16 protein-coding genes are annotated in these 23,785 nt (G+C 69.2%); 8 read left to right on the forward strand and 8 right to left on the reverse strand.

Features of this window, described 5'->3' with window-relative positions; translation table 11 throughout:
- Positions 1-346: 346 nt before the first annotated feature.
- Both sbnA and BS329_RS40840 read right to left on the reverse strand, forming a co-directional pair.
- Positions 347-1,354: a 2,3-diaminopropionate biosynthesis protein SbnA gene (gene sbnA / locus BS329_RS40835; RefSeq protein WP_076168869.1), complete on the reverse strand. Its 1,008-nt coding sequence runs from the start codon at positions 1,352-1,354 to the stop codon at positions 347-349.
- Positions 1,355-1,367: 13 nt separating this feature from the next.
- Entirely contained in the window at positions 1,368-1,583 is a 216-nt protein-coding gene (locus tag BS329_RS40840; protein ID WP_076168871.1) for an MbtH family protein, read from the reverse strand.
- A gap of 160 nt (positions 1,584-1,743) precedes the next feature.
- Here BS329_RS40840 and BS329_RS40845 point away from each other — a divergent pair, with 160 nt between their 5' ends.
- The 4 genes from BS329_RS40845 to BS329_RS40860 are packed head-to-tail and all read left to right on the forward strand — an operon-like array spanning position 1,744 to position 10,759.
- Positions 1,744-2,733 (forward strand): TauD/TfdA family dioxygenase, encoded by a 990-nt coding sequence (locus tag BS329_RS40845; RefSeq protein WP_076168918.1) that lies wholly within the window; start codon positions 1,744-1,746, stop codon positions 2,731-2,733.
- 24 nt (positions 2,734-2,757) lie between these two features.
- The gene (locus tag BS329_RS40850; RefSeq protein ID WP_076168873.1) at positions 2,758-9,024 is read left to right on the forward strand and encodes a non-ribosomal peptide synthetase; all 6,267 of its coding nucleotides are present in this window, start codon (positions 2,758-2,760) and stop codon (positions 9,022-9,024) included.
- Entirely contained in the window at positions 9,021-10,517 is a 1,497-nt protein-coding gene (locus BS329_RS40855) for an amino acid adenylation domain-containing protein (protein ID WP_076168875.1), read from the forward strand. The genes BS329_RS40850 and BS329_RS40855 overlap by 4 nt, the downstream gene beginning before the upstream one ends.
- Complete coding sequence (locus BS329_RS40860) at positions 10,514-10,759, forward strand: phosphopantetheine-binding protein (RefSeq protein WP_076168877.1); 246 nt, start codon at positions 10,514-10,516, stop codon at positions 10,757-10,759. Before BS329_RS40855 ends, BS329_RS40860 begins: the two co-directional genes overlap by 4 nt.
- Before the next feature lie 394 nt (positions 10,760-11,153).
- Here the strand turns inward: BS329_RS40860 and BS329_RS40865 are convergent, their stop codons facing one another.
- Together BS329_RS40865 and BS329_RS40870 are read right to left on the reverse strand one after the other, a co-directional pair.
- Complete coding sequence (locus BS329_RS40865) at positions 11,154-11,600, reverse strand: DUF6640 family protein (protein ID WP_076168879.1); 447 nt, start codon at positions 11,598-11,600, stop codon at positions 11,154-11,156.
- Positions 11,601-11,822: 222 nt separating this feature from the next.
- Positions 11,823-12,926, reverse strand: a complete 1,104-nt coding sequence (locus tag BS329_RS40870; protein ID WP_076168881.1) for an FAD-dependent monooxygenase — start codon at positions 12,924-12,926, stop codon at positions 11,823-11,825.
- A gap of 72 nt (positions 12,927-12,998) precedes the next feature.
- Between BS329_RS40870 and BS329_RS40875 the strand changes: the two genes are divergently transcribed.
- A complete protein-coding gene (locus BS329_RS40875) occupies positions 12,999-13,730 on the forward strand; it encodes a TetR/AcrR family transcriptional regulator (RefSeq protein WP_244197494.1) in 732 nt (243 codons plus the stop codon).
- Positions 13,731-13,786: 56 nt separating this feature from the next.
- Here the strand turns inward: BS329_RS40875 and BS329_RS43705 are convergent, their stop codons facing one another.
- Positions 13,787-15,112, reverse strand: coding sequence for a hypothetical protein (locus BS329_RS43705; protein ID WP_158075894.1), 1,326 nt, complete (start codon positions 15,110-15,112; stop codon positions 13,787-13,789).
- Positions 15,113-15,751: 639 nt separating this feature from the next.
- Here BS329_RS43705 and BS329_RS40890 point away from each other — a divergent pair.
- The gene (locus BS329_RS40890; RefSeq protein WP_143253437.1) at positions 15,752-16,513 is read left to right on the forward strand and encodes a hypothetical protein; all 762 of its coding nucleotides are present in this window, start codon (positions 15,752-15,754) and stop codon (positions 16,511-16,513) included.
- A 53-nt stretch (positions 16,514-16,566) separates the two neighbouring features.
- The gene (locus tag BS329_RS40895; RefSeq protein ID WP_076168886.1) at positions 16,567-17,415 is read left to right on the forward strand and encodes a hypothetical protein; all 849 of its coding nucleotides are present in this window, start codon (positions 16,567-16,569) and stop codon (positions 17,413-17,415) included.
- A gap of 64 nt (positions 17,416-17,479) precedes the next feature.
- Here BS329_RS40895 and BS329_RS40900 read toward each other — a convergent pair whose 3' ends face one another.
- Together BS329_RS40900 and BS329_RS40905 are read right to left on the reverse strand one after the other, a co-directional pair.
- Positions 17,480-17,842: a hypothetical protein gene (locus BS329_RS40900; protein ID WP_143253438.1), complete on the reverse strand. Its 363-nt coding sequence runs from the start codon at positions 17,840-17,842 to the stop codon at positions 17,480-17,482.
- A 284-nt stretch (positions 17,843-18,126) separates the two neighbouring features.
- A complete protein-coding gene (locus tag BS329_RS40905; protein ID WP_076168889.1) occupies positions 18,127-21,576 on the reverse strand; it encodes an indolepyruvate ferredoxin oxidoreductase family protein in 3,450 nt (1,149 codons plus the stop codon).
- A gap of 162 nt (positions 21,577-21,738) precedes the next feature.
- Between BS329_RS40905 and BS329_RS40910 the strand changes: the two genes are divergently transcribed.
- Positions 21,739-22,209 (forward strand): Lrp/AsnC family transcriptional regulator, encoded by a 471-nt coding sequence (locus BS329_RS40910; RefSeq protein WP_076168891.1) that lies wholly within the window; start codon positions 21,739-21,741, stop codon positions 22,207-22,209.
- A 553-nt stretch (positions 22,210-22,762) separates the two neighbouring features.
- Here the strand turns inward: BS329_RS40910 and BS329_RS40915 are convergent.
- Positions 22,763-23,728, reverse strand: coding sequence for a helix-turn-helix transcriptional regulator (locus tag BS329_RS40915; RefSeq protein WP_244197495.1), 966 nt, complete (start codon positions 23,726-23,728; stop codon positions 22,763-22,765).
- Positions 23,729-23,785 lie beyond the last annotated feature (57 nt).

Below are 23,785 nucleotides of genomic sequence, written 5' to 3' on the forward strand. Positions count from 1 at the left end.
CTGCTGTCCTGAAGGCCACCTCTGAGACGATCAACGTCCCTACGGTGGCCTTTCAGGACACGAAAACCGCTGCGGACACCAGTCACGCAGTTGCCCGCCTCGGCGAAAGCGGCGGCTGGGGCCAGATGACATGAGCGGCGATCCGGTTCTCTTGAGGGGTAGGACGACGGTTGGCATGTCGCGAAAGCCACTTTCGGGACGTCTGATGTCCCGAAAGTGGCTTTCGCGACATGAACACGGGGCCCGGACCGCGAGGGGAACGGGCACCGCGGAGCAGCTCGGTCACCCCACCTTGCCTTACCTCTCAAGAGAGCCCGAAGCGCGACCGGCCCCACGGCACCTTCACTTACCCCCCAACAGGGACCCGCGTCAGCCCCTCCACCGGCACCTCGCCGAAGTGAGTCGCGACCCAGGTGTCGTCGTAGATCGTGTCGAGGTACCGCTCGCCGCGATCGGGCAGGACGAGCGCGCACGTGGCGCCGGGCGGTACGAGGTCACGCACGCTGTCCACGGCCGCGACCACCGCGCCGGACGAACCGCCCGCGAGGATCGCCTCGCGGGCGGCGAGCCGGCGGCAGCCGCGTACGCTGTCCACATCGGTGATGTGCACGACCAGGTCGGCCAGGTCGTCCGCGTGGTGCGCGGGGCGGACGGCGGCGCCGTGCCCCGGGATCAGCCGGGGACCGGGGGTGTCGGCGAAGATGGCGCTGCCGGCGGCGTCCACCGCGACGATCGTCACCGGCAGGTCGTTGGCCCGCGCGTACTCGGCGCAGCCGCGCAGTGTTCCGCAGGAACTGGTGGCGCAGAACAGGAAGTCCAGTCCTCCGGGAACCTGCTCGACGATCTCGCGCATGGTGGTGTGGTGTGCCAGCGGGTTGCCCGGGTTGGAGTACTGGTCCGGCCAGTAGGCGTGGTCGAGTGTCTCGGTCAGCTCGCGGATGCGGCGGAGGCGGACCGGAAGGTAGTCACCGGTGACCGGGTCGACGTCCTCGATCAGTTCGATCTCGGCGCCCAGCGCCCGCATGATCGCGATGTTCTGTTTGCTGGTACGGGGATCCACCACACAGATGAAGCGGATCCCGAAGTACCGGCACACCTGCGCCATCCCGATGCCCAGGTTGCCCGAGCTGGACTCGACCACCACCGAGCGCCCCGCGACGAGCCGTCCGGCGCGGACCTCACCGGCCAGCATGGACAGTGCCGCGCGGTCTTTGCTGCTCCCGCCGGGGTTGTGGCCCTCCAGTTTGGCGAACAACCGGAATCCCGCCGACGGGTGGAGTTTGGTCAGTTCGACCAGCGGTGTCGCGCCGATCGTGGCGAGCACGCCCGCCGGTCCGTTCTCGATCAGGTCCATGGATTCCGCCGGCTCAGCCGGCTGTCGGATCCAGTTGACGACGCAGGCTGAGTGGCCGCATGTCGGTCCACACCTCGCCGATGTGGGCGAGGCATTCCTCGCGGCCGCCTCGTTTGCCCTCGGCGTGCCAGCCGGACGGTGGTTCCCGGTCGGCGGGCCAGATCGAGTACTGCTCCTCGTCGTTGATCACGACCAGGTAGGCCCGCTGGTCGGTCTGCTCCTCGCGCATGGACGTCTCCTGGAAAGTCACTGTCGCACCCGGCTGTCGGGTCACCGGCCGGGTCGAGCCTGCCCGCGAGGGCGCGTGCGGATGCAGAGAAGAACGCGCAGAACCCGCGCTACCCGTCATTCTCTTCTGGGCGCCCGGAGGAACGGACACGATGACGGACATGACCGCTGGACCGTCCGTCTCCGCGACAAATGAGTCTTCCCGGCAGGAGCGGGCCCTGCCCTATGTGGTGACTCCCGGCGACGGCGAGACGAAGGACACCGCCTCTCTCGCGGCGCGTCGCTCCCGGATCCGGAACAGGCTGTTCGAACACGGTGCCGTGCTGCTGCGCGGGTTCGACATCGACGACGTGGACGGGTTCGACGCCACCGTCCGCACGCTGGCGGGCCCGCCGCTGACCTACCACGAGCGGTCGTCACCCCGCAGCACGATCAAGGGGCGGGTGTACACCTCGACCGACTATCCGGAGGCCGAGGAGATCTTCCTGCACAACGAGAACTCCTATCAGGCCGCCTGGCCGCTGAGCTTGTTCTTCCACTGCGTGCGGCCGCCGGACACGCTCGGCGCCACGCCGCTCGCCGACACCCGGCGGATCCTCGCGGCGATCGATCCGACCGTCCGGGCGGAGTTCGAGGCCAGGGGCTGGATGGTGGTGCGCAACTTCACCGACTCGTTCGGCCTGCCGTGGCAGCACACGTTCGACACCACCGACCGCGACGAGGTCACGGCCTACTGCGAGCGGAACGGCGTCGAGACCGAATGGCTCGGCGGGAACGGACTGCGCACCACGGCCCGGCGCCGGGCCGTGCACAGTCACCCGGTCACTGGTGAGGCCGTGTGGTTCAACCATCTCACGTTCTTCCACGTGACCACGCTGGCCGAGGACGTCTGCCTGGGGCTGCGCGCCATGCTCGCCGAAGAAGACCTGCCGGCCAACACCTATTACGGCAACGGCGGCACCATTCCCGACGAGGTCGTCGCCCATCTGCGGGACTGCTACCGCGCGGCGTCCCGGCGCTTCGACTGGCGGCGCGGCGACGTGCTGATGGTCGACAACATGCTTTCCTCGCACGGCAGGGAACCGTTCACCGGTGACCGGAAGATCGCCGTGGCCATGGCCGAACCGTCGACCGGCGAGAACGGTCAGTAGTACCGGAATCGAAAGGTGTTGGCCATGCTGGAAAGCGGTGCCGTCCACCCGCTGTCGTCGGCGCAGGAACAGCTGTGGTTCATCGACGAGCTGCGTTCGAGTGCGGCCATCGAACACCTGCTGTCCGCGACACTGCGCTTGCGTGGCGCCCTCGACGTCGAGGCGCTGGCCGCGGCGCTGACGGAAATCGCGTCCCGGCACGCGGTACTGCGGTCCCGGTTCGACACGGTGAACGGCGAGGCGGTGCAGATCGTCACCGATCCCGCACCCGTCGATCTGTCCATTGTGGATACCACGGACCTGCCACCCGGCGAGCGGGAGGCGAGACTGCGGGAGCTTCGGCTGCGCGACCTGCGCACCCCGATCGACCTGCGCACGGAGCCGCCGTGGCGGGTCACACTGGTCCGGTGGGCCGACGACGAGGCGATCCTGCTGATCGCCGTGCACCACATCGCCTTCGACGGCTTGTCCTGGAGCGTACTGGCCGAGGAACTCCACGCGTTCTACGGTTCGACGACGCTGCCGCCACTGTCTCTCCAGCACCACGAAGCCATGCGCCGCCGCGAACCGGTGCCCGCCGCTGGGCTCGCGTACTGGGCGGACCGGCTGGCCGGGCTCGCCCCGCTCCAACTGCCCACCGATCGCCCACGGCCCGCGCGGTGGGCGGCCGACGGCGACTGCGTCGACCTCGTCGTACCGCCGGAACTGGCCGACCGGCTGAGCGAGCTGGGCAGGACCCATCGCGCGACGCCGTTCATGGTGTACCTGGCCGCCTATCAGCTGCTGCTCGCCCGCTACTCGGGCCAGGACGACGTCGCGGTCGGCGTCTCGGTCTCCACCAGGAGACGGGACGAGCTACCCCTGATCGGCATGTTCCTCAACACGCTGGTGCTGCGAAGCGACCTGTCCGGTCAACCGTCCTTTGTGGAACTACTGGGGCAGGTCAGGAAGACCGCGCTCGAGGCGTACGCAAACCAGGACGTGCCGTTCGACAAGGTCATCGCCCGTCTGGATCCGGCGCGCGACCCGTCGCGAAACCCGCTGTTCCAAGCCGGTATCGCGTGGTACGACGCCCGACGCCGGCCCTACCGGCTTCCCGGTCTCGACGTCACGCTGTGCACCCCGCTGTGGGCCGCCTCGGCTTTCGACCTGTCGCTCCACCTCGCCAGGTTCGCCGACGGTTCGGTGCACGGCCAGCTCATCTTTCCGACGAGCCTGTTCGACCGGGCCCGGATCGAGCGGATGGCAGGCAACTACCTGCGACTGCTCGCCGAAATCGCCGCCGCGCCGGAGGATCCGGCGCACGTGCTCGACCTGGTCGCCGAGTCCGAACAGCACCGGCTGCGCTCCTTCGGCACGGCGCCGGCCGCAGTGGCCGGACAGTCACTGCCGGAGCTGTTCTTCGCGCAGGCAAGACGATCGCCGAGTTCCATGGCCGTACTGTCCGATGTGGACGAACTGAGCTACGGCGCGCTCGCCACCCGCGTCGACGCCCTCGCCGGTTACCTGGTCAAGATCGGAGTCGGCACGGAGACGCCCGTCGGCGTCGCCATGGACCGCGGTACCGACCTGGCCGTCGCGCTGCTGGCGATCCTCACCGCCGGTGCCACCTACGTTCCGCTGCCGCCGGACCATCCGGCCGAACGCCTCCGCCAGGTCGTCGCCGACACCGGCGTCACACTGGTCCTCACACAATCCACAGTGGACGTCGGCCTCCCCGACAGCGTCACGCGGGTCGACCTCGACGCGCGTCGGGAAGCCATCGCCCAGCACTCCCTCACCGAACGCCCCGCCATCCACGGCGCGCAGATCGCCTACGTCGTGCACACCTCCGGTTCCACCGGCACACCCAAGGGTGTCACCGTCACCCACGACGGCATCCGCAACCGGGTCCTGTGGTCGGTCCGCGACCAGCTCACCGCCGCCGACCGCGTCCTGCACAAGACCACGACCGGGTTCGACGCGTCGATGTGGGAGTTGCTGACCCCGTTCGCCGCCGGTGCCACCCTGGTCATGGCGCCACCCGGCGCCCATCGCGATCCCGCCGCGATGGCCACGGCGATCACCCGCCACGGCGCCACGGTCCTGCAACTCGTCCCGTCGGTCCTGCGTTTGCTGCTCGATGAGCCCGCGTTCGCCGAGTGCACGTCACTTCGCCTGGTCTGCTCGGCGGGCGAGGCACTGCCGGTGGCACTGTGCCGTCACCTGACCTCACTGCTCGACGTCGAGATCGACAACACCTACGGCCCGACGGAATGCGCCATCGACGTCACCGCGGGACGCTACCGGCGCGACGAGCACACCGGCACCGTCCCCATCGGCACGCCGCTGTCCAACACCCGGGTCTTCGTCGTCGACGCCGCGGACCGGCTCGTGCCGATCGGCGTACCGGGCGAACTATGCGTCAGCGGTGCCGGACTCGCCCGCGGCTACGCCGATCGCCCGGACCAGACGGCCCGGCAGTTCACCCCGCATCCGTACCCCGCGGTTCCCGGCGAACGCTGGTACCGCACCGGCGACCTGGCTCGCTGGCGGGACGACGGCACGCTGGAGTTCGACGGCCGGGTCGACCATCAGGTCAAGATCAACGGTGTGCGCATCGAACCCGCCGAGATCGAGGCCGTCCTGTGCTCGCACCCGGAGGTCACGGCGGCCGCCGTCGTCCCCCAGGACACCACCCTCGTCGCGTATGCGGTGTCGTCCAACGGAACCACACCGGCCGACCTGCACGAACACCTGTCCGCCCGGCTGCCGTCGCCCATGCTCCCAGCGGTCATCCGCGTCATCGACGCGCTCCCGCTGGGCCCCAACGGCAAACTCGACCGCGCCGCGCTGCCCCGGCCGTCCGGCCCGGAGTCCACATCGGACGATCGCCCGGCCCCGGGTACCCCGACCGAGAAGTTCGTCGCCGTCGCCATGGCCGAACTGCTCGGCGTCGAGCAGGTCGGCGCCCGTGACGACTTCTTCGCCATCGGCGGGCACTCGCTGCTGGCCATCCGGCTCGTGCTGAAACTCCGGCGTGAGTTCGGTGGTGAGCTGACGGTCGGTGCCCTGTTCGAAGACCGGACCGTCGAGCGGCTCGCCGCCAGGATCGACGCGGGCACCGCCGTCGCGGCCATTCAGCCGGCCTCGCGCGACGGCGGCCTGCCGTTGTCGTTCGCGCAGCAGCGGATGTGGTTCCTCGACCAGCTCGACCCGGACAGCGTCGAGTACCTCATCCCGTTGGCCCTGCGGCTTTCCGGCCCGCTGTCCGTCGACGCGTTCCGGCGCGCGCTCGATCGGCTCGCCACGCGGCACGAGGTGCTGCGCACCCGCTACGTCGGCCGAGACGGCGAGCCCGTGCAGATCGTCGATCCGCCTGGGCCGGTGGCGTTCCGTCTCGTCGACCTGACAGGCAGGCCTTCGGCGGCCCGCGAACTGCTGGACGAGGTGTCCAGCAAGCCGTTCGACCTCGAGCGCGAGCATCCCCTGCGGGTCACCGTGGTCCGGGTCGCCGCGGACGAGCACCTGGTCGCGCTGACCCTGCACCACATCGTCGCCGACGCCTGGTCGATGGACATCCTGTTCCGCGACCTGAACGCCGCGCACCGGCAGCCGCTGCCCATCCAATACGCGGACTTCGCCGTATGGCAACGATCCGCACAGTCCACCCAGGACATGGCCGGTCAGCTCCGGTACTGGCGGGACAGGCTGACCGGCCTCACCCCGGTCGAGCTGACCACCGACCGGCCGCGCCCGGCACAGCGCGATCCGCGCGGGGACTCGCTGTCGGTCACCGTGCCGGTGCCGGTGGCGCGGGCGATGACGGAGTTGGCCGCGAGGCAGGGCGCCACGCCGTTCATGACCCTGCTGGCCGCGTTCCAGGTGCTACTCGGCCGCTACACCGGCCGAACCGACGTCTCGATCGGTACTCCGGTGGCGGGCCGCACCCGGCAGGAGACCGAAGATCTGCTGGGGTTCTTCACCAACACGTTGGTCCTGCGCGCCGATCTGGCCGGCGAGCCGGCCTTCACCGAACTGCTCGATCAGGTGCGCCGCGGCTGCACCGACGCGTTCGCCAACCAGGACGTGCCGTTCGAGCATCTCGTCGACGCTCTCCAGCCGGACCGGGATCTGTCCCGCAACCCGCTGTTCCAGATCATGTTCGAGCTGGAGCATCTGGAAGATCGCCCTGGCACCCTCTGCGGCACCGCCGTCGAGCGGATCCCGTCCGGCACCCAGGTGGCGAAATTCGATCTCACCGTGTCCGTCCAGCAGCGGGACGGCGGTGAGCTGCGTTGTGTCTTCGAGTACGCGACCAGCCTGTTCGACCGGACGACCGTCGAGCGGATGGCCGGGCATTACCTGCGTCTGCTGGCGAGTATCGCCGCCGATCCCGACCAGCGTCTGGCCGAGTTGGACGTGCTCGGTGACGACGAGCGCCGACGGCTCCTGCACGACTGGCACGACCCGGATCGCGAACGGCTGGCCGCACTCGATCCCGCCGAAGAGCACCGATTGTCCGTCCCCGAACTGGTCGAGCGGCAAGCGGCGCTGCGGCCCGGCGCGGTGGCCGTGGTCTGCGGCACGCGGGAACTGACCTATGCCGAGCTGAACGCGCGAGTCAACCGGTTCGCGCGGCTGCTGCGGGCACGCGGGGTCACTCGGGAGACCGTCGTCGGCGTGTGCCTGGAGCGGTCTCTCGACGCGGTCGTGGTCCTGCTGGGCGTGCTCAGGTCGGGCGGTGTGTACGTCCCGTTCGACCCCCGGCATCCCGCCGAACGGCTGGCCTTCATGCTCACCGACGCCGGTGCCCGGGTCGTGGTGACCACCGCCGAATTCGCCGACCGGTTCGGCGACCGCGAAGTGGTGACCGTCGACAGCGATCCGACGGAGTGGTCCGCCGACGATCCCTTGCCTCCGCCGGATCCGCGAGCGCTGGCGTACATCATCTACACCTCCGGCTCGACCGGGCGGCCCAAGGGCGTCATGATCGAGCACCGGTCCTACGCCCACCACTGCCGGGTGATCGCGGACGCCTACACCATCGGTCCGGACGACCGGGTGGTCCTGTTGTCCGCGCTCACTTTCGACGTGTCCATGGACCAGATCGGCGCCACTCTGCTTTCCGGCGCGACGATCGTGGTGAGCGACCCGGTGTTCTGGACCCCGGCCGAGCTACCGGCCAAACTGGCCGGACACGGGGTGACGATCATCGACACCACGCCCGCGTACTACCGCGAGGCGATGCGCTACGGCCCGGAGCTGCTGGCAGGCCTGCGGTTGATGAACGTCGGCGCCGACGTCGTCACCGTCGACGACGCGCGGCGGTGGGCGGCGGCAGGCCTGCCGGGGCGGTTCCTGTGCAGCTACGGGCCGACCGAGGCGACCATCTGTTCCCTGCTGTACCCGGTGGCCGGTGACCTCGGCGGGCAGCAGGGCGGGGCCGCGATGCCGATCGGACGGCCGGTCGCGGGCACCCGCGCGTACATCGTGGACGCCGACCTCCGCCTGGTGCCGACCGGTGTACCCGGCGAGCTGGTCCTCGGTGGGGTGCGGCTGGCCCGCGGATACCACGACCGCGCCGCCCTCACCGCCGAGCGGTTCGTCCCGGATCCGTTCGGCCAGCCGGGAGCACGGCTGTACCGCACCGGAGACCTGGTCCGGCACCGCCAGGACGGGGCGATCGAGTTCCTCGGGCGGATCGACCACCAGATCAAGATCCGCGGTTTGCGCATCGAACTCGGAGAGATCGAGGCGGCCCTGCTGCGGCACGCGGACGTGGACGCGGCCGTAGTGGTCACCGCGGCAAGTCCGTCGGGCGACCCACTGCTGGCCGCCTACGTGGTCGGCACGCCGGACGCCGACGTGTTGCGCGAACACCTGCGCGCGCTGGTGCCGGAGTACATGGTCCCGGCACGCTGGGCGAAGCTCGCCGCTCTGCCGATGACCGCGAGCGGCAAGGTCGACCGGAAGGCCTTGCCCGCTCCGGACCTGACCAGTCCCGGATCGGCCGAGGCACCCCGCGATCCGGCGGAACGGCTCGTCGCCGACATCTGGCGCGAGGTACTCGGAGTGGACCGGGTCGGGGTGACGGACGACTTCTTCGCGCTGGGCGGGCATTCGCTGCTGGCCACCCGGGTGCTCGCCGAGTTGCGGCGCGCGTTCGCCGTGGAGCTTCCGCTGCGGCGCCTGTTCGAGGCCACCACGGTCGCCGAGCTGGCGCAAGCGGTGACACGGGCGGTCGAGGATGAGATCGATGGGCTCTCCGACGCCGAAGTGGCGCGGTTGCTGGCCAGTGAGGCGACATGAGTTTCGTCGACGACGTCCTCGCGAATCCTCCTGCGGCACCGGCGATTCGCACTCCGGACGGCCTGCTCACCTATGGGGAGCTGGCCTGCCGGATCCAGCGGCTCGCCGAAGTCCTGTGCGGCAACGGGTTGGGACCGGAGCAGGTGTGCGCCCTCGCCGTCGTCCGCGGGGTGGACGCCGTGATCGCGATGGCCGCCGTGGCGCGAGCGGGCGGCGCGTTCCTCGCCCTCGACCCGGACCTGCCACACGCCCGCCTCGAAGCCATGTGCCATACCGGTGGCGCGCGGATGCTGGTGACGACGACCGCGCTCGCCAACCGGCTTACGCTGCCCGTCGACGGCCCGGTCGTCTTGATCGACCAGCCCGCGCCGCCCGCCGAAGTCGTGCGCTTGCCGCAGGTCACGCCACGCTCGCTCGCCTACGTCAGCCACACGTCCGGGTCGACCGGCACCCCGAACGCCGTGCTGGTCGAGCACGGCGGGTTGCGGTCGTATCTGCGCGCGATCGGTGCGGACAACGGGCTGGGCCCGGAGACGGTCGTGCTGCAAGCGGCCCCGATCGGCTACGACGCGTCGATCCGCGACGTGTTCGCGCCACTCGTCGCCGGCGGATGCGTTGTCCTCGTACCCCGTGCCAAGTTGCTGCGCCCCCACGAGTTCGCCGACACCGTGCGCACCTTCGGCGTCACCACGCTGCTCAGCGTGACTCCGTCGTTCCTCGGTTTCCTCGCCGGGAACGAGGCCGCCACGGCCGCGCTGCGGACGGTCGAGCTGATCGTTTCGAGCGGGGAGTCGCTGCTGCCGTTCCTGGCCTCCGGTGGTCGCCGGCTGCTGCCGGGCCTGCTGGTCAACCAGTACGGCCCGACCGAGTGCACGATGACCTCGACCCGGTACCCCGTGCCCGCAGACCCGATGACGGCGGCCGACCTGGTCGGCAGGCCGATTGACGGGGTTTCGGTGTGGCTGCTCGGCCCGGATCGCCGTCCCGTACCCGACGGGACGGCCGGTGAAGTCCACATCGGCGGCATCGGCGTCGCACGCGGCTACGGCGGGCGCCCCGGCCTGACCGCCGAACGGTTCGTCCCGGACCCGTTCGGCCCGCCGGGAGCACGGCTTTACCGCACCGGAGACCTGGCCCGGCGGAACTCCGACGGCGACCTGGTGTACCTGGGCCGGATGGACCGCCAGCTCAAGATCCGTGGCTACCGCGTGGATCCGGTCGAAATCGAAGGCGCGCTGCTGTCCCACCCCGCCGTGATCGGCGCGGTCCTCACCGCGGCCAAGGACGAACGGGGCCGCGTCGCCCTCACCGCGCACGTCGCGGGCGAACTGGCCGACGTGCCGGACGCCGCGCTGCGCGCACACCTGGCCAGGTCACTGCCGCCGTACATGCTGCCGAGCCGCTTCGTCCGCATCGCCCGCGTCCCCACCACACACAGCGGAAAGACCGACCGAACCGTGCTGGCCCAAGACAACGAGAACGGACCGAGATGACCACGACCCACGACATCCCCGAGCTGATCGTGTCGCTGTACCGGGAATCCCTCGGCGACGACACCTTGGCCGCCGACAGCGACTTCTTCGAGTCCAACGGGGACTCGCTGGCCGCCTTCCAGATCACCGCGGGCTTGCAGGACGCTCTCGGCATCGAGGTCTCGGTCGCCCTCGTCTTCGCCTACCCGTCCCCGGCGGACCTGGCGGCCGTCATCGCCTCGGACGCGCCGGGATCCGCCTGATCGCCGCGGGAACAGCTCCAGAGGTGCCGGTACTTGTCGTAGTCTTCGACCACTTCACGCACATCGGCGACCAGTTCTCCCAGCAGCTGCCAGTGCCGGACGTGCTCGAGAAGTTCGGCGAACCGCCGGAAGTTCGTCGTACGGCTCGTCGTCTTCGCTCAGCGCTCGGTCCAGCAGTTCCGGGACCCGCTGCGTGACAGCTCGAACGAAGGGATGTTGGCCAGGACCTGCCTGCCCACGCATGCGTCACCGACAACCACAGCAAGCTGTCGATCAGGACGGCCGCCTCGCCGCCGAGTTCGCTGCGGCTTCCTCGGCTGGAGGCTTCTTCGCGCCTGTCACCCGTCAGGGAGTTTTCCATAGCGCTCACGGGATACCGGCATGATGGCTTGCTTCAGTGCCGGAATACGGCTTCCGACGGCAGGCGTAGTGTCGCCGCTGCCGCGCCGAGCAGGACGAGGATCAGGACGATCGCCATCAGAACCTGGCCGTGCAGACCGAAGACGAAGAGCGTCCTGTCGACGAACTCCGGGTCGTAGGTCGCGGTGCCGGGGAACAGGAGCGCGCCGATCATTCCGAGCCAGGGGGTGGCGAGGACGCCGGTGGCGCACAGCAGGCCGCCGCGCGACTTGCCCGATCGCCGGAGAGCGAGGGTGAGGCCGAGCAGACCCAGCAGCACGGTCATCACCATGTACTGGGCGTCGTGGAATTTGGCGTGGGGCGGCCAACCCGGATTGAAGGCGTGCTGCGCCGCCAGGTCGGGAACGACCAGATCGGCGAGTACTGCGCTGATCGTCGTGATCACTCCGACGACGATGAGCACCGTTCGCGGCAGGGCCATGGAATCCGCCTTTCGGGTTGAGTGTTGGGGGTAGGTCACTGTGAGGCCGGCCGACGGGGGCGTCCACTCGCGTGCTCACCTGGGTGGTGATCTGGGTGTCGCGAAAGCCACTTTCGGGACATCTGATGTCCCGAAAGTGGCTTTCGCGACATGAGTGAGGACACTGACCGCAGGACGTTTCCCGTGCACTAAAGGCCACGCCACACATGCCCTCCGGGTCGGTCAGATCGTCCAGGTGTACGCGGGGACGAGCGAGCGCTCGAAGAAGGATTTGGGTAGTCGCGGAAGCAGTGCGTCGCGGAGGGCGATCACCGGCGGGGACGTCCAATGCGCGGGAGCACCGGCTTGCAGGGAACGGCGGGTGATCATCTGCGTCCGCGGACGGCGGGAACGGTCGTATTCCACCAGTCCCGCGCGCACGCCCAGCGTGTCGACGGCGAGGGCGAGCGTGACGGCGTCCTCGAGGGCCTGACACGCGCCCTGCCCGAGGTTGGGCGTCATGGCATGTGCGGCGTCGCCGAGAAGGGCGACCGTGCCGGACACGTAGGTGGGCAACTCCGGCAGCTGGTAGCTGTCGTGCTGCGACACCGTGTGGTCCTCCGCCGCCGCCAGCAGCGCGGGGATCGGATCGTGCCAGCCCGCGAACCGTTCGCGTAGCTGGTCCAGACCGGTGCGCGAGCGGATGGGGGCGTTGGCCATCAGGTAGCAGTAGACGCGGCCGTCCGGCATCGGAAGGTGCCCGAATCGTTCGCCACGGCCCCAGGTTTCCACGCTTCCGGTGATCGGGTGCGGTGGGACGATGAAGCGCCAAGTGGTGTACCCGACGTAACGCGGGCCGGGCGCATCGGGCCACCGGGACCGCCGGGTCGCGCTGTGCACCCCGTCGGCGCCCACGACGAGGTCGGAGGCGACGGTGCCGCCGCTGTGCACGACGACGCCGTCGGGCCGCACCTCGCGTACATCGGTGCCGGGCCGCAGTACCCGCGCGGGCAGGGCCTTGACGAGCAGGTCGATCAGGTCGGCACGATGCACGGTCGCCCAGTGGCCGAACCGGCGCTTCAGATCGGCGACGTCGTTGCGGAACAGCCATCGCCCGTCCGCGCGGCGGACACCGGCGAACGGCTCGGCCAGTCCACCGGAGCGAAGACGATCACCCAGACCTAGCGCGTCCAGCGCGCGCAGGGCGTTGGGCTGGATCGAAAGCCCCGCACCGATCTCGGTGAATTCGGATGCGCGCTCGAGCACTTCGACCTCCCAGCCGCGCCGATGGAACGCGACAGCGGCGGTCAGTCCGCCGATACCGCCGCCCACGATGGTCACTTTCATCAGCGATCCCCTTAATGCCTCTAGGCCAGCTTAGAGTCATTAAGGAAACATAGCTGCCCTAAGATGTCAACAGTGCGACGAGATGAGGCGACGATGGCCGACAGCCCAGGCAGCAGGCGGGAGAGAAGGCGCCAGGACGCGCTGAAGGAGATCCACGCGGCTGTGCGCACGCTGCTGGTCGAGCAGGGATCGGCCGCGGTGACCATCAACGCGGTCGCCCGGAAGGTGGGCATGAGCGGCCCCGCGCTGTACCACTACTACGCGGGTCACGACGAACTGATCGGCGCGGTGACCGCGGACTTCTTCCGCGAGCTGACCACGGTCTTGGAACAGGCCCGCGACACCAACGCCGACGCGCCGACCGGCCATCGCATCCTCGCCGTGTGCCGGGCCATGCGCACCTGGGCGATCACCAATCCGGCGGAGTTCGGCTGGATCTTCGCCAGCCCGATCACCCCGCCCGACCTGGATCGGACCTCACCCCGGCACGAAGCCGGGCAACGGTTCGAGCTCGTCCTGCTCGAACTGACCGCCGAACTGTGGCGGACCCGGCCGTTTCCGGTACCCGATCCGGCCGACCTCGCCCCGGCCCTCCGCAAGCAACTGACCGCCTACTCGGCCGCCATCGACGCACGCCTCCCCCCAGAAGCCGCGTACGTCTTCCTGACCTGCTGGACCCGGCTGTACGGCTTGCTGTGCATGGAAGTCCTGCACCAGCTCGACTTCGCCTACACCGACCTGGAACCCGTCTTCGAGGACTGCCTGCGCGGCCTCACCGTCCTCTTAGGACTGGACGGGGATTGACGGGCGGCGACCTCTCCGATGTCGCCAGAGAGGTCGCCGCCCGTCGAGATCACCGGTCAGCAGGTGCAGACGCCGCCGTTGTTGACCCCGGCGATGCCGTTGCCACCCGCGAGGCCACTCACGCCGGACGGTGTGGCGATGGTGTCCGCCCCGTCGTTGACGGTCCCGGAGTTCCCGAGACCGCCGGCGCCCGCGGCACCACCGATGCCACCAGGACCGCCAGGACCACTGCAACCGGTTCCACCGTTACCGCCGACGGCACCGTTGCCACCCTTGCCACCGGTGGCGGTGATGCTGTCGACACCGGTTCCGCCGGTGAGAGTGCCGGAATTCCCGATTCCGCCGGCGCCACCCGCGCCGCCGACACCGCCGGCGCCGCCGGGCTGGACAGCGGCGGAGCCGTTGCCGCCCTTGCCACCGACGCCACCGTTACCGCCGAGCCCGCCGTTGGCCTTCAGCGTGTCGACACCGGCACCACTGTTGACGGTCCCGGAGTTCCCGACACCACCCGCACCACCGGCACCGCCGACACCCCCGGCACCGCCACCATGGCCGCAGCCGGCGACGCCACCGGCCGCGCCGGTACCACCGGCACCACCGTTTGCCGTGACGTTGTCGAGACCGGGATCGACGAGATCATCGTTATAGGCTCCCGAGTTCCCGACGCCACCGGCCGCACCCGCGCCACCGATACCCCCGGCACCCGCACCACCGGCGACACCGCCGCCGTTGCCGCCGAGGCCACCGAGACCGCCGTTGGCGCCCTTACCCGCGGTGAGGACAGCGGTGTCGTTTCCGGCGCCACCGGTGACGTTCCCGGCGTTACCGGCACCACCGATCCCGCCGACACCACCACTACCTCCGGCGCCACCGGCACCGCTGGCGAAGCCTGCCCCGCCCTGGCCGCCGTTCCCGCCGTTGCCACCCGCACCACCGATGACGGTGATGCTGTCCGTGCCGTCACCGGCGTTGATGACACCGGTCGACCCCACACCGGCACCGCCGACGTTCCCGGCACCGCCGTTGCCACCCGCGGTACCCGCGGGCGTACCCGCGTTACCGGCCGCCCCCGGAGGGCCGTTGGTTCCCGCGGTACCGGCGACGCCGGTCACCCTGATCGTGTCGTTCCCGGCGAGGCCGTTCACGGTCCCGTTCACCGCGCCACCGGTGATGGTGATCGTGTTGTTCCCCGAAGTGCCGTCCAATACCTGACCGGCCGGAATCCCCGCCGTGCAAGTGAAGTTGGCGCCACTCTGGACGCACCCCGGCGGGAGCGCCCACGCCTGCGCGGGAACCGCGAGAGCGAACCCCGCCGCGGTGCCCACACCGATCAGGACCCGGCCGGCCCGGCCCGCCGTACTGATACGCGCTGTGGATCTCATGATCAACCTTCCACCGATAAAAGGGATCCGGGACAGCTGCCACGGACCTGCGAGGTAGTGCGATGACCGGAGTCCGGGGTCAATGCCCGATGCCGTGTTCGAAAGAGCACCGGACGAACCAACACCCTCGAAACTCACACCCTTCGCTCCTTCAGCAGTGCCGGCAAGGCAAACGATGACCGACCACCCATATGCGAACGGGGCTCCACGAATGCTGGCAATCAAGAGATCCATTGCCGGCTGGACTTCACTTTTCACCATGAATTTTCGACCATCCCCTTTTCGGAGAATTCAAGCGTCGAGGCTTTCACACTGTGGATATGATCAGAAGCCTGGACCTCGGAGAGCCCTTGCCTCTGGTTCGTTTCCGACCACGCCTTTCGAAGAATTCACCGTGCGAAAACACGATTTCCGCAGTGCGCCATCGGACACTTGTCCACCATATTCGCTGCGAAACGTTTTTCGCCGACCAATTTTCTCAAGGCTGACAGAAAATGAGAAAAATTGCCGTCCTGTTCATTTCCGGCCGACCGGTGTAGGGTCGGATGCGGTTGTTCATTGACCGCCGGTGACCGCTTTCAGCGGGACGTTCGAGCTTCTTGCTCCTCCACCACCGGTCTCGGATCCAAGAAAGTCAACATGCGGCACAATCGTACGATTTCCGCCCTTGCCTGCACTATCGCCCTGGCGACCGGATCGGCTCTTCTGCTGCCGGCCTCGGCGCAGGCCCATACCGAATCCGTCCCCTGCGGTGAGGTGGCGCTGGTCTCCGCGGTCGACGCGGCCAACGCCGCCGGAGGCGGCACCGTCACCTTGACCCCGGGCTGTACCTACACCCTCACCGTGGCCCACGGCGACGACGGCGTGCACGGTCCGACCGGCCTTCCGGTCATCACCACGCCCATCACTTTCGAGGGCAATGCCAACACCATCACCCGCTCGCCGACCGCGGCCGCGTTCCGTATCGGACAGGTGGCTCCCACCGGTGGCATCACGCTCAAAGCGGTCACCGTCAGCAACGGCCACGCGGCCTCCGTCGGTAACGACGACGGCGGCGGCATCCTCAGTTTCGGCGCGGTGACCCTCACCGGCGGCGCGTTGTCCGACAACACGGCCAACGGCCGAGGCGGCGCCTTGTACAGCACCGGAACTCCGTCGGCGGCGACGTTCACCAACAGTACGGTCAACGGCAACACCGCGGGCCAGGGTGGCGGAATCGCCAGTGTGAACGGGACGCTCACGCTCACCAGCAGCGTGGTCAACACGAACACGGCGACGGTGAATCCCGGCGGGATCTACTACGTGGCGGGGTCGGCGACGCTGAACACCTCCACGGTGACCGCCAACACCGCGACCAACTGCACCGGCAGCCCGTCCCCCGTACCTGGATGCATCGGATGATCGTCCGTTCTGTGACCACACCCGTTGATTTCGTTTCCAGGAAAGAAGAAGTGATGCGAAGAAGCCGCAGTGTCCTGCGGGCCGTCGTCGGCGCGACAGTCCTCACCGGAGGAATGATCGCGCTGTCCCCGATGGCGCTGGCGACCACCATTCCCGTGGCGTGCGGCGAGAACGCCCTTGTCGACGCCATCAACCTCGCCAACTCCACAGTCGCCAGCGACACCCTGACGCTGGCCGGCGGCTGCACCTACACACTGACCGCGCCGCACGGCGGACTCGCCAACGGGCTGCCGGTCATCACCACACCGATCGAACTGCTCGGCCCGGCGACCATCACGCGCACCTCGCTGCTCCCCTTCCGGATCGCCGAAGTCGGCCCGACCGGCAACCTCACCCTGACCACCTCGGTCGCCTTCACCAACGGCAACGTGGTCGGCAACGGGGGCGGCATCCTCAACCGTGGCGCCGTGACACTCACCACCAGCAGCCTGAGCGGCAACTACGCCACCCTCGCCGGCGGCGGCCTGGCCAACGCCGACACTCCGTCCGGCACGGCACCCGCCGCGTCGTTCACCAGAAGCAACGTTCTCGGGAACACCGCGCTCCTTCAGGGAGGCGGCGTCTACAACGGTCTCCGCGGCACGCTGACCACCACCGGCGTCTCCGGAAACCCGATGCTCGTCAGCGGCAACAGCGGCGCCCAAGGAGGCGGTATCGCCGCGGTCGACTCGACCGCGACGACCATCACCCAGACCGCCGTGACCGTGAACCACGCACTGCTCACCGCGGGCGGCGTCTACCGGACCAACGGCACCATGACCACCAACAACACGCCCATCACCGCCAACACCCCCGGCAACTGCGCCGGAAGCGCCCCCGCCGTACCCCACTGCACCGGCTGACCCGACGGCTGTGCGCTGTTGTGCCCCAGCGGGCTTGCCCGCTGGGGCGACAATTCGAAGGACTTCACGCTTGGCTGATGGCCACCGGATACCGATCTGGATCATGAGTGGTGATCCGGCCGCCGGGCGCGCCGCCCGGATAGCTGATGGGGCTCGTGTCGATCCCCGCCATCCAGAGCCGGCAGCACAACCGCAGGAGGTTACCGGTGCTCAATTCCGGGACGACGATTCCCGGACCGGCGCCAGGACCGCCGTGTACGAGGACGAACACGGTGCCGGCGTTGCGCAGCCGCACCCAGCCATCGCCCGACCGATGGACTTCGCAACCCAGTGCCAGGTAGAACCTCAGCGATCGCGCCAGATGGATGGCAGGAACGCACTGAAGTTCCACGGAAATCGGCGAATTCACGGAGACGATGGCAGCCACGCTGGAGCTCCTGACGAGACGGGCGAAGGGATGACCCGCCACGGTCTGGAGCGGTGACGCCACCGGCTGACGCGGAAAACGCGCCGGAAGCCGTCGGCACCTACCTTTTCAGTCGTCGGAGCCGGACGCAACTATCGAGCCTTGACGCCCCGTGGCCGACGCTCGTCACGGGAAGGCCGCCTTTTCCTTGTGTGCCAACATCCTGCCCGGCCACGAGTCGGTCAGTGGAGCTTCGGCACCCAGGCCGGTTGACCCGAAAGTGTCAACATCTCCGGCAGGCTTCCTCACCCGCCCACGCCGAGCCTGGCACCTGGCCCGAGTCCGGCGAGGAGCGCCGCCTGTTCCCGGCGGTAGACCTCGACGTTCGCCAGTTTGACGTCTTCGTAGCCGCGGACCAGGTCGGGCAGTTCGGCCAAGGCCAGTAGCCTGCCGCGATCGGCGTCCTCGGTGGCGAAAGCGGCGAGGATCGTTTCCCGGTACTGCGTTACGAGTTCCCGCTCGACCTTCCGGACCCCTGCCCTGCCGAACGGGTCCCAGCGCGTGCCACGCACCTTCCGCGCGGCGCGCAGAGCGACGAATATCGGACGGAAACCCTTGCCCAGCGCGATCTTCCGCTTCATCCCGAGTGCGCGGAGGACGGGCGGATGCAGACGGTAGGCGTAGCGGCTGCCCACACCGAACTCCGCCTCGATCCCCGCGAGCACGGCAGGATCGAGCGAGAGCCGCGCGACCTCGTACTCGTCCTTGTAAGCCATCAGTTTGTGCAGGTTGCGTGCCACCGCTTCGGTGACGGTGGTCGAGTCCCCTTCCAGCACCCGGACGCGTTCGACGAATTCGGCGTACTCCCGCGCGTAGCGAACGTCCTGGTACTGAACGAGTTCGGGGACGCGGATGTCCAGCAGCCGCGCGAGTTCCGAGCCCGGCTCGGCGTGCACGAGCGCGCGGGTACGGAGAGTGGCCTCCGACGGGGTGGCGGTCGCGGCGACGACGGGAGGGGTGACGGCGGCGTGCAGACCGTCGGGATCGGCGACGAGCTGCCTGCCGCGCCGGAACGCCTGGAGATTGCCCGCGACGGCGACCCCGTTGAGCTCGATCGCGCGTTCCAGGCTGGCCGCGTCCAGCGGGATGGCGCCGGTCTGGTGGGCCGCGCCGAGTTGCAGGATGTTGGCGAACTGGTCGTCGTCGAACAGGGTTTCCGCCAGTGCGCGAGCGTCGAGCGCCACGGTTCGCGCCGCGTTCTCCGAGATCGCGCCCCGCACGGCCGCGGCGTCGGGGAAGGACACGGTGGTGTCGACGACCATCCGGCCGGTCGGCACCTCGGTCGTGGAGACCACCGCGGTGGTACGGCCGGGATCCGCGACCGTCAGATGCGCCGGGTCGGCGCCGACGAGGACGTCACAGGCGAGGTAGAGATCGCATTCCCCGGCGGCGAGTTTCGGGGCCTGAGGGGTCGGTTCGGCGGTGATCTTCAGATCCGAGACGACGGCGCCGCCCTTCTGCGCGAGCCCGGTCTGATCCAGTGTCCGGACGTGCCTGCCGTCGATCACGGCGGCGGTGGCGAGGATCTGCGCGACGGTGACCACGCCGGTCCCGCCGACCCCGGTGATCCGCACGGTGAAGTCGGTTCCGGCGGTCTCGGGCGCGGGCAGCTCGGCCGCGGTGATCTCCCCCGCCCGCCGCCGTTGTTTCCGCCCGGTGGGCACCACCGTCATGAACGAGGGACAGTCCCCCGCCAGGCACGAATAGTCCACATTGCACGAAGACTGGTGGATCGTGGTCTTGCGGCCGAATTCGGTGCTGACCGGCTGCACCGACAGGCAGTTCGACTTCTCGCCGCAGTCGCCGCACCCCTCGCACACCCGCTCGTTGATCACGACCTTGGCGGCCGGTGTCGGCAGCTTGCCGCGACGTCGTTTGCGGCGCTTCTCCGCGGCGCATTCCTGGTCGTGGATGAGCACCGTCACCCCGGGAACGGCCGCCAGTTCCTCTTGCGTGCGCAGCAGTTCGTCGCGATGCCGGACCTCCACGCCGCCGGGAAGGCGGACGCCGCGGAACCGCTTCGGCTCGTCACTGGTGACGACCACCTTGGCGACGCCTTCGACCAGGAGCAGCGACGCCAGCCGCTCCACCGGAAGGCCACCGACGGCGTCCTGTCCGCCGGTCATCGCGACGGTCGCGTTGTAGAGGATCTTGTAGGTGATGTTCACCCCGGCGGCCACCGCGGCCCGCACCGCCAGGCTGCCGGAATGGGTGAACGTGCCGTCACCGATGTTCTGTACGAAATGCGAAGCCTCGACGAACGGCTCCATCCCGAGCCACTGCGCGCCCTCGCCGCCCATCTGCGTCAGCCCGACGACGTCTCCGACCTGTTCCGGTTCCATGAACAGCGCCATGGCGTGACAGCCGATGCCGCCGCCCACCACGGTTCCCTCCGGCACCTTCGTCGAGGAGTTGTGCGGGCAACCGGAACAGAAGTACGGCGTCCGGGTCAGCAACGGCACCGAGATGCGCTCACGACGCCGTTGTCCCCGCCACGCGGTCACGGACGCGATCTCGTGGTGCGCGGTCAACCGCGCGGCCAGCACGTGCGCGACGGCGTCCGGGTCGAGTTCGCCGAGTTCGGTACACAGCGTGCGGCCGTCCGGGCCGGTCTTGCCGTGGACGGCGGGCGCTCCGGCGGTGCCGTACAGCACCTCCTTGATCGCCGATTCGACGAAGGAACGCTTCTCTTCCACCACCACGATCTCGGTCAGGCCGTCCGCGAACCGGCGGATGATCGACGGTTCGAGCGGGTGGATGACGCCGAGTTTGAGGATCCGGATGCCGTGCCGCGCCAACGCGCCGGAGTCCAGGCCGAGCAGGCGCAGCGCCTGCATCAGGTCCAAATAGGACTTTCCGGCGGTGACGATGCCGATGCGGTCCGCTGTCCCTTCCCGGACGATCCGGTTGACCCCGCTCGCCCGCACGTACTCGACGGCCAGCGGAAGGCGCTCGGTGTGGAGGCTTCGTTCGAGCGCCATCAGCGTGGTGCCGAGCAGCCGGGAGCTGGGCTTGTGCCGGTAACCGGGCAGCGCCAGCTCCGGCGGCGTCCACTGTGGCCGGACACGGGCGGTACCCGCGGCGTCGGCCACGTTCGCCACGAGTTTCATCGAGGACCACAGCCCGCTCGCCCTGGACAGCTCGACGGCGTGCAGCCCGAAGTCCAGCACGTCCTGGGAGTCGGACGGGAAGAACACCGGCATGGCCAGGTCGGCCAGCGCGAGTTCCGAGGCGCAGGGCACCGAGGAGGATTTGGCGTTCGGATCGTCGCCGACCAGCGCCACCGCGCCGCCCGCCGGATCGGTGCCCGCGAGATTGGCGTGCCGCAAGGCGTCCGTCGCCCGGTCAAGGCCGGGTGCCTTGCCGTACCAGAACCCGGTGACCCCGCCGGGCGACGAGCCGACCGACGAGGTGAGCTGACTGCCCATCACCGCCGTCGCGGCGAGTTCCTCGTTCAGACCAGGGCGGTGGACGACGTCGTGCTTGTCGAGCAGGACCGACCGGCGGCCGAGTTCGAGGTCGTACCCGGCCAGCGGTGACCCCTCGTAGCCGGAGACGAACACCGCGGGGGACGCGCCGGTGGCGCGATCGTGCCGCACCCGGTCGAACAGCATCCTGACCAGCGCTTGGACTCCGCTGAGGTAGACGGTGCCGTCTTCGGCCAGATACCGGTCCTCCAACGTGAACTGTTCCATCAGACCTGCCTCCTCCGGCACCCCCGCGTGACGTCACGACAGAAGACCTGGACTCTGGAGCTCGCCGCAACAAGCGGCAGTCTATTGCCGCCGATCACGCAAAATATCCGGCCCATCCTGACCACTGGCCGATATCTATTGCGTCTGCGTACCATCCGGCTCATGGCGGACCAGCTCATCGACGAGACCGATCGCGAAATCCTCGAACTCCTGCGGGAAGACGCCCGGCGCACCCTCGGCGACATCGGGGCCCGCGTCACGCTGTCCACCGCCGCGGTCAAACGCCGCATCGACCGCATGCAGGAGAACGGCGTCATCGTCGGCTACACCGTCCAGATCGACCACGCCAAACTCGGCTGGGCCATCGAGGCGTTCACCGAACTGCGGTTCACCGGGACCACCAAAGTCGGCGAGATCGTCCGCACGACCACCCGGATGCCGGAGGCACAGGCCGTGTTCACCATCGCGGGTGATCCCGACGCGCTCGTCTGGCTGCGGGTGCGGGACATGGGCCACCTGCAACAGACCATCGACGAGATCCGGCGGCATCACCAGGTCACGGGGACGAAGACGCTGATGGTGCTGGACTCCTGGAGCCGCGGTCAGCAGTGGCCCCAGGACGGCGGCGCCTGAGTGGTCCTCTAGTTGCGGCAGTTGCACGCGCAACTACCGCAACTAGAGGACGACTTGCGGCAGGCAGGCGGGAGCGGAGCGAGGGCGGGAGCGAGCGAGGGCGGGAGCGAGCGAGCGAGGGCGGGCGGGAGCGGGGCGGGCGGGAGCGAGCGAGGGCGGGCGGGCGGGCGGGCGGGCAGGAGCGGGGCGGGAGCGAACGAGCGGGAGAGAGCGAGGGCGGGAGCGAACGAGCGGGAGAAAGCGCGAGAGAGGGAGTGAGTGCCCGGCTGTCCTGAAGGTGGCTTTAGGACACCTGCGACAGGCGTCGGAGCGGCGAGTCGGATTAGGGCCAAGGGTGTTTTCGCGTGATTAGCGGGACGACACGCGTGATGGGATGGACGACACGCGTGTCCAGAGGGACGACTCGCCGCGCAGCCCGGCCGCGCGGCGTGTCGTCCATCCCGTCACGCGTGTCGTCCGTCTGCTCACACGCGTCGTCCACCCAGACACGCGAAACGGCCAGCCCCACATGGGGGTGGCGAGTGGCGATTCGGGTTACGACCCGAATCACCACTCACGACCCACTGGACCGACTCCCCCGCAGCAGCCGCCGCCCCGTCCGCGCGAGGTACTCCCCGAACTCGGCCGGTTCCTCCACGGTGAACCCGATGTCGGTCAGGGTCAGCACGACGGCCAGCCACTCGAACGAATCGACGTACGCGACGTACCGGCAGCGGTGGTCACCGAGCGCTTCGAAGCTCCCGTCGATCCGATGCAGACGGGCCGCGGCCTCGCTCGCGCCGACGTGCAAGGTCAGCGTGATCCGGAGCGATTTCGGGCTGTGGAAGCGTTCTTGGAGATGCGCCGCGATGTCGTCGACGGGGAGGACACGGGGCTCGAACGCCACCTCGGTCGTCTTCGGCGCGGTGATCCGGTCGAGGCGGAAGCTCCGCCAATCCCGCCGGTCGAGGTCCCAGGCGTAGAGGTACCACCGCTTGCCGAGCTGGACGAGGCGCATCGGCTCGACCGACCGGGACGACGAGCCGTCCTTCGCCGTGTACGCGAACTCGAGGCATCGGCGAGCCGCGATCGCCACGGCGAGGACGTTCAGGACGGCAGGGGCGACCCGCGGCTGTTCACCGCTTCCGAATTCGACCGCGGCGAGCATCTCGTCGGTCCGGCGGCGCAGGACCGAGGGAAGGACGCGCCGGAGTTTCGCGGCGGCGCGATCCGCCGATTCGGCGGTGAGGTCGATGCCGGTTCCGCCCGCCGCGGCCAGGCGCAGCCCGAGCACGGTGGCGACCGCCTCGTCGTGCTCCAGCATGAGCGGCGGTAGCGCGCCGCCCGCGACGAGACGGTAGTTGCCACCCGGGCCGCGCGTGCTCTCCACGGGATAACCCAGGGTGCGGAGGTGGTCGAGGTCCCGGCGAAGCGTGCGCGGCGGGACTTCCATGGCCGTCGCGAGTTCGGCGGCGGGCCACTGTCGGCCGGTCTGGAGGAGCGACAGCAGCCGCAACATCCGTTCTCGTGGTGCGGTCACGACACCTCCCGTTAATTGTGGCCGCAAACCGGCCACATCTCATCGTAGCCTGGCCTC

The sequence above is a fragment of the Amycolatopsis coloradensis genome, from assembly GCF_001953865.1.
In the GTDB taxonomy this organism is placed as follows: domain Bacteria; phylum Actinomycetota; class Actinomycetes; order Mycobacteriales; family Pseudonocardiaceae; genus Amycolatopsis; species Amycolatopsis coloradensis.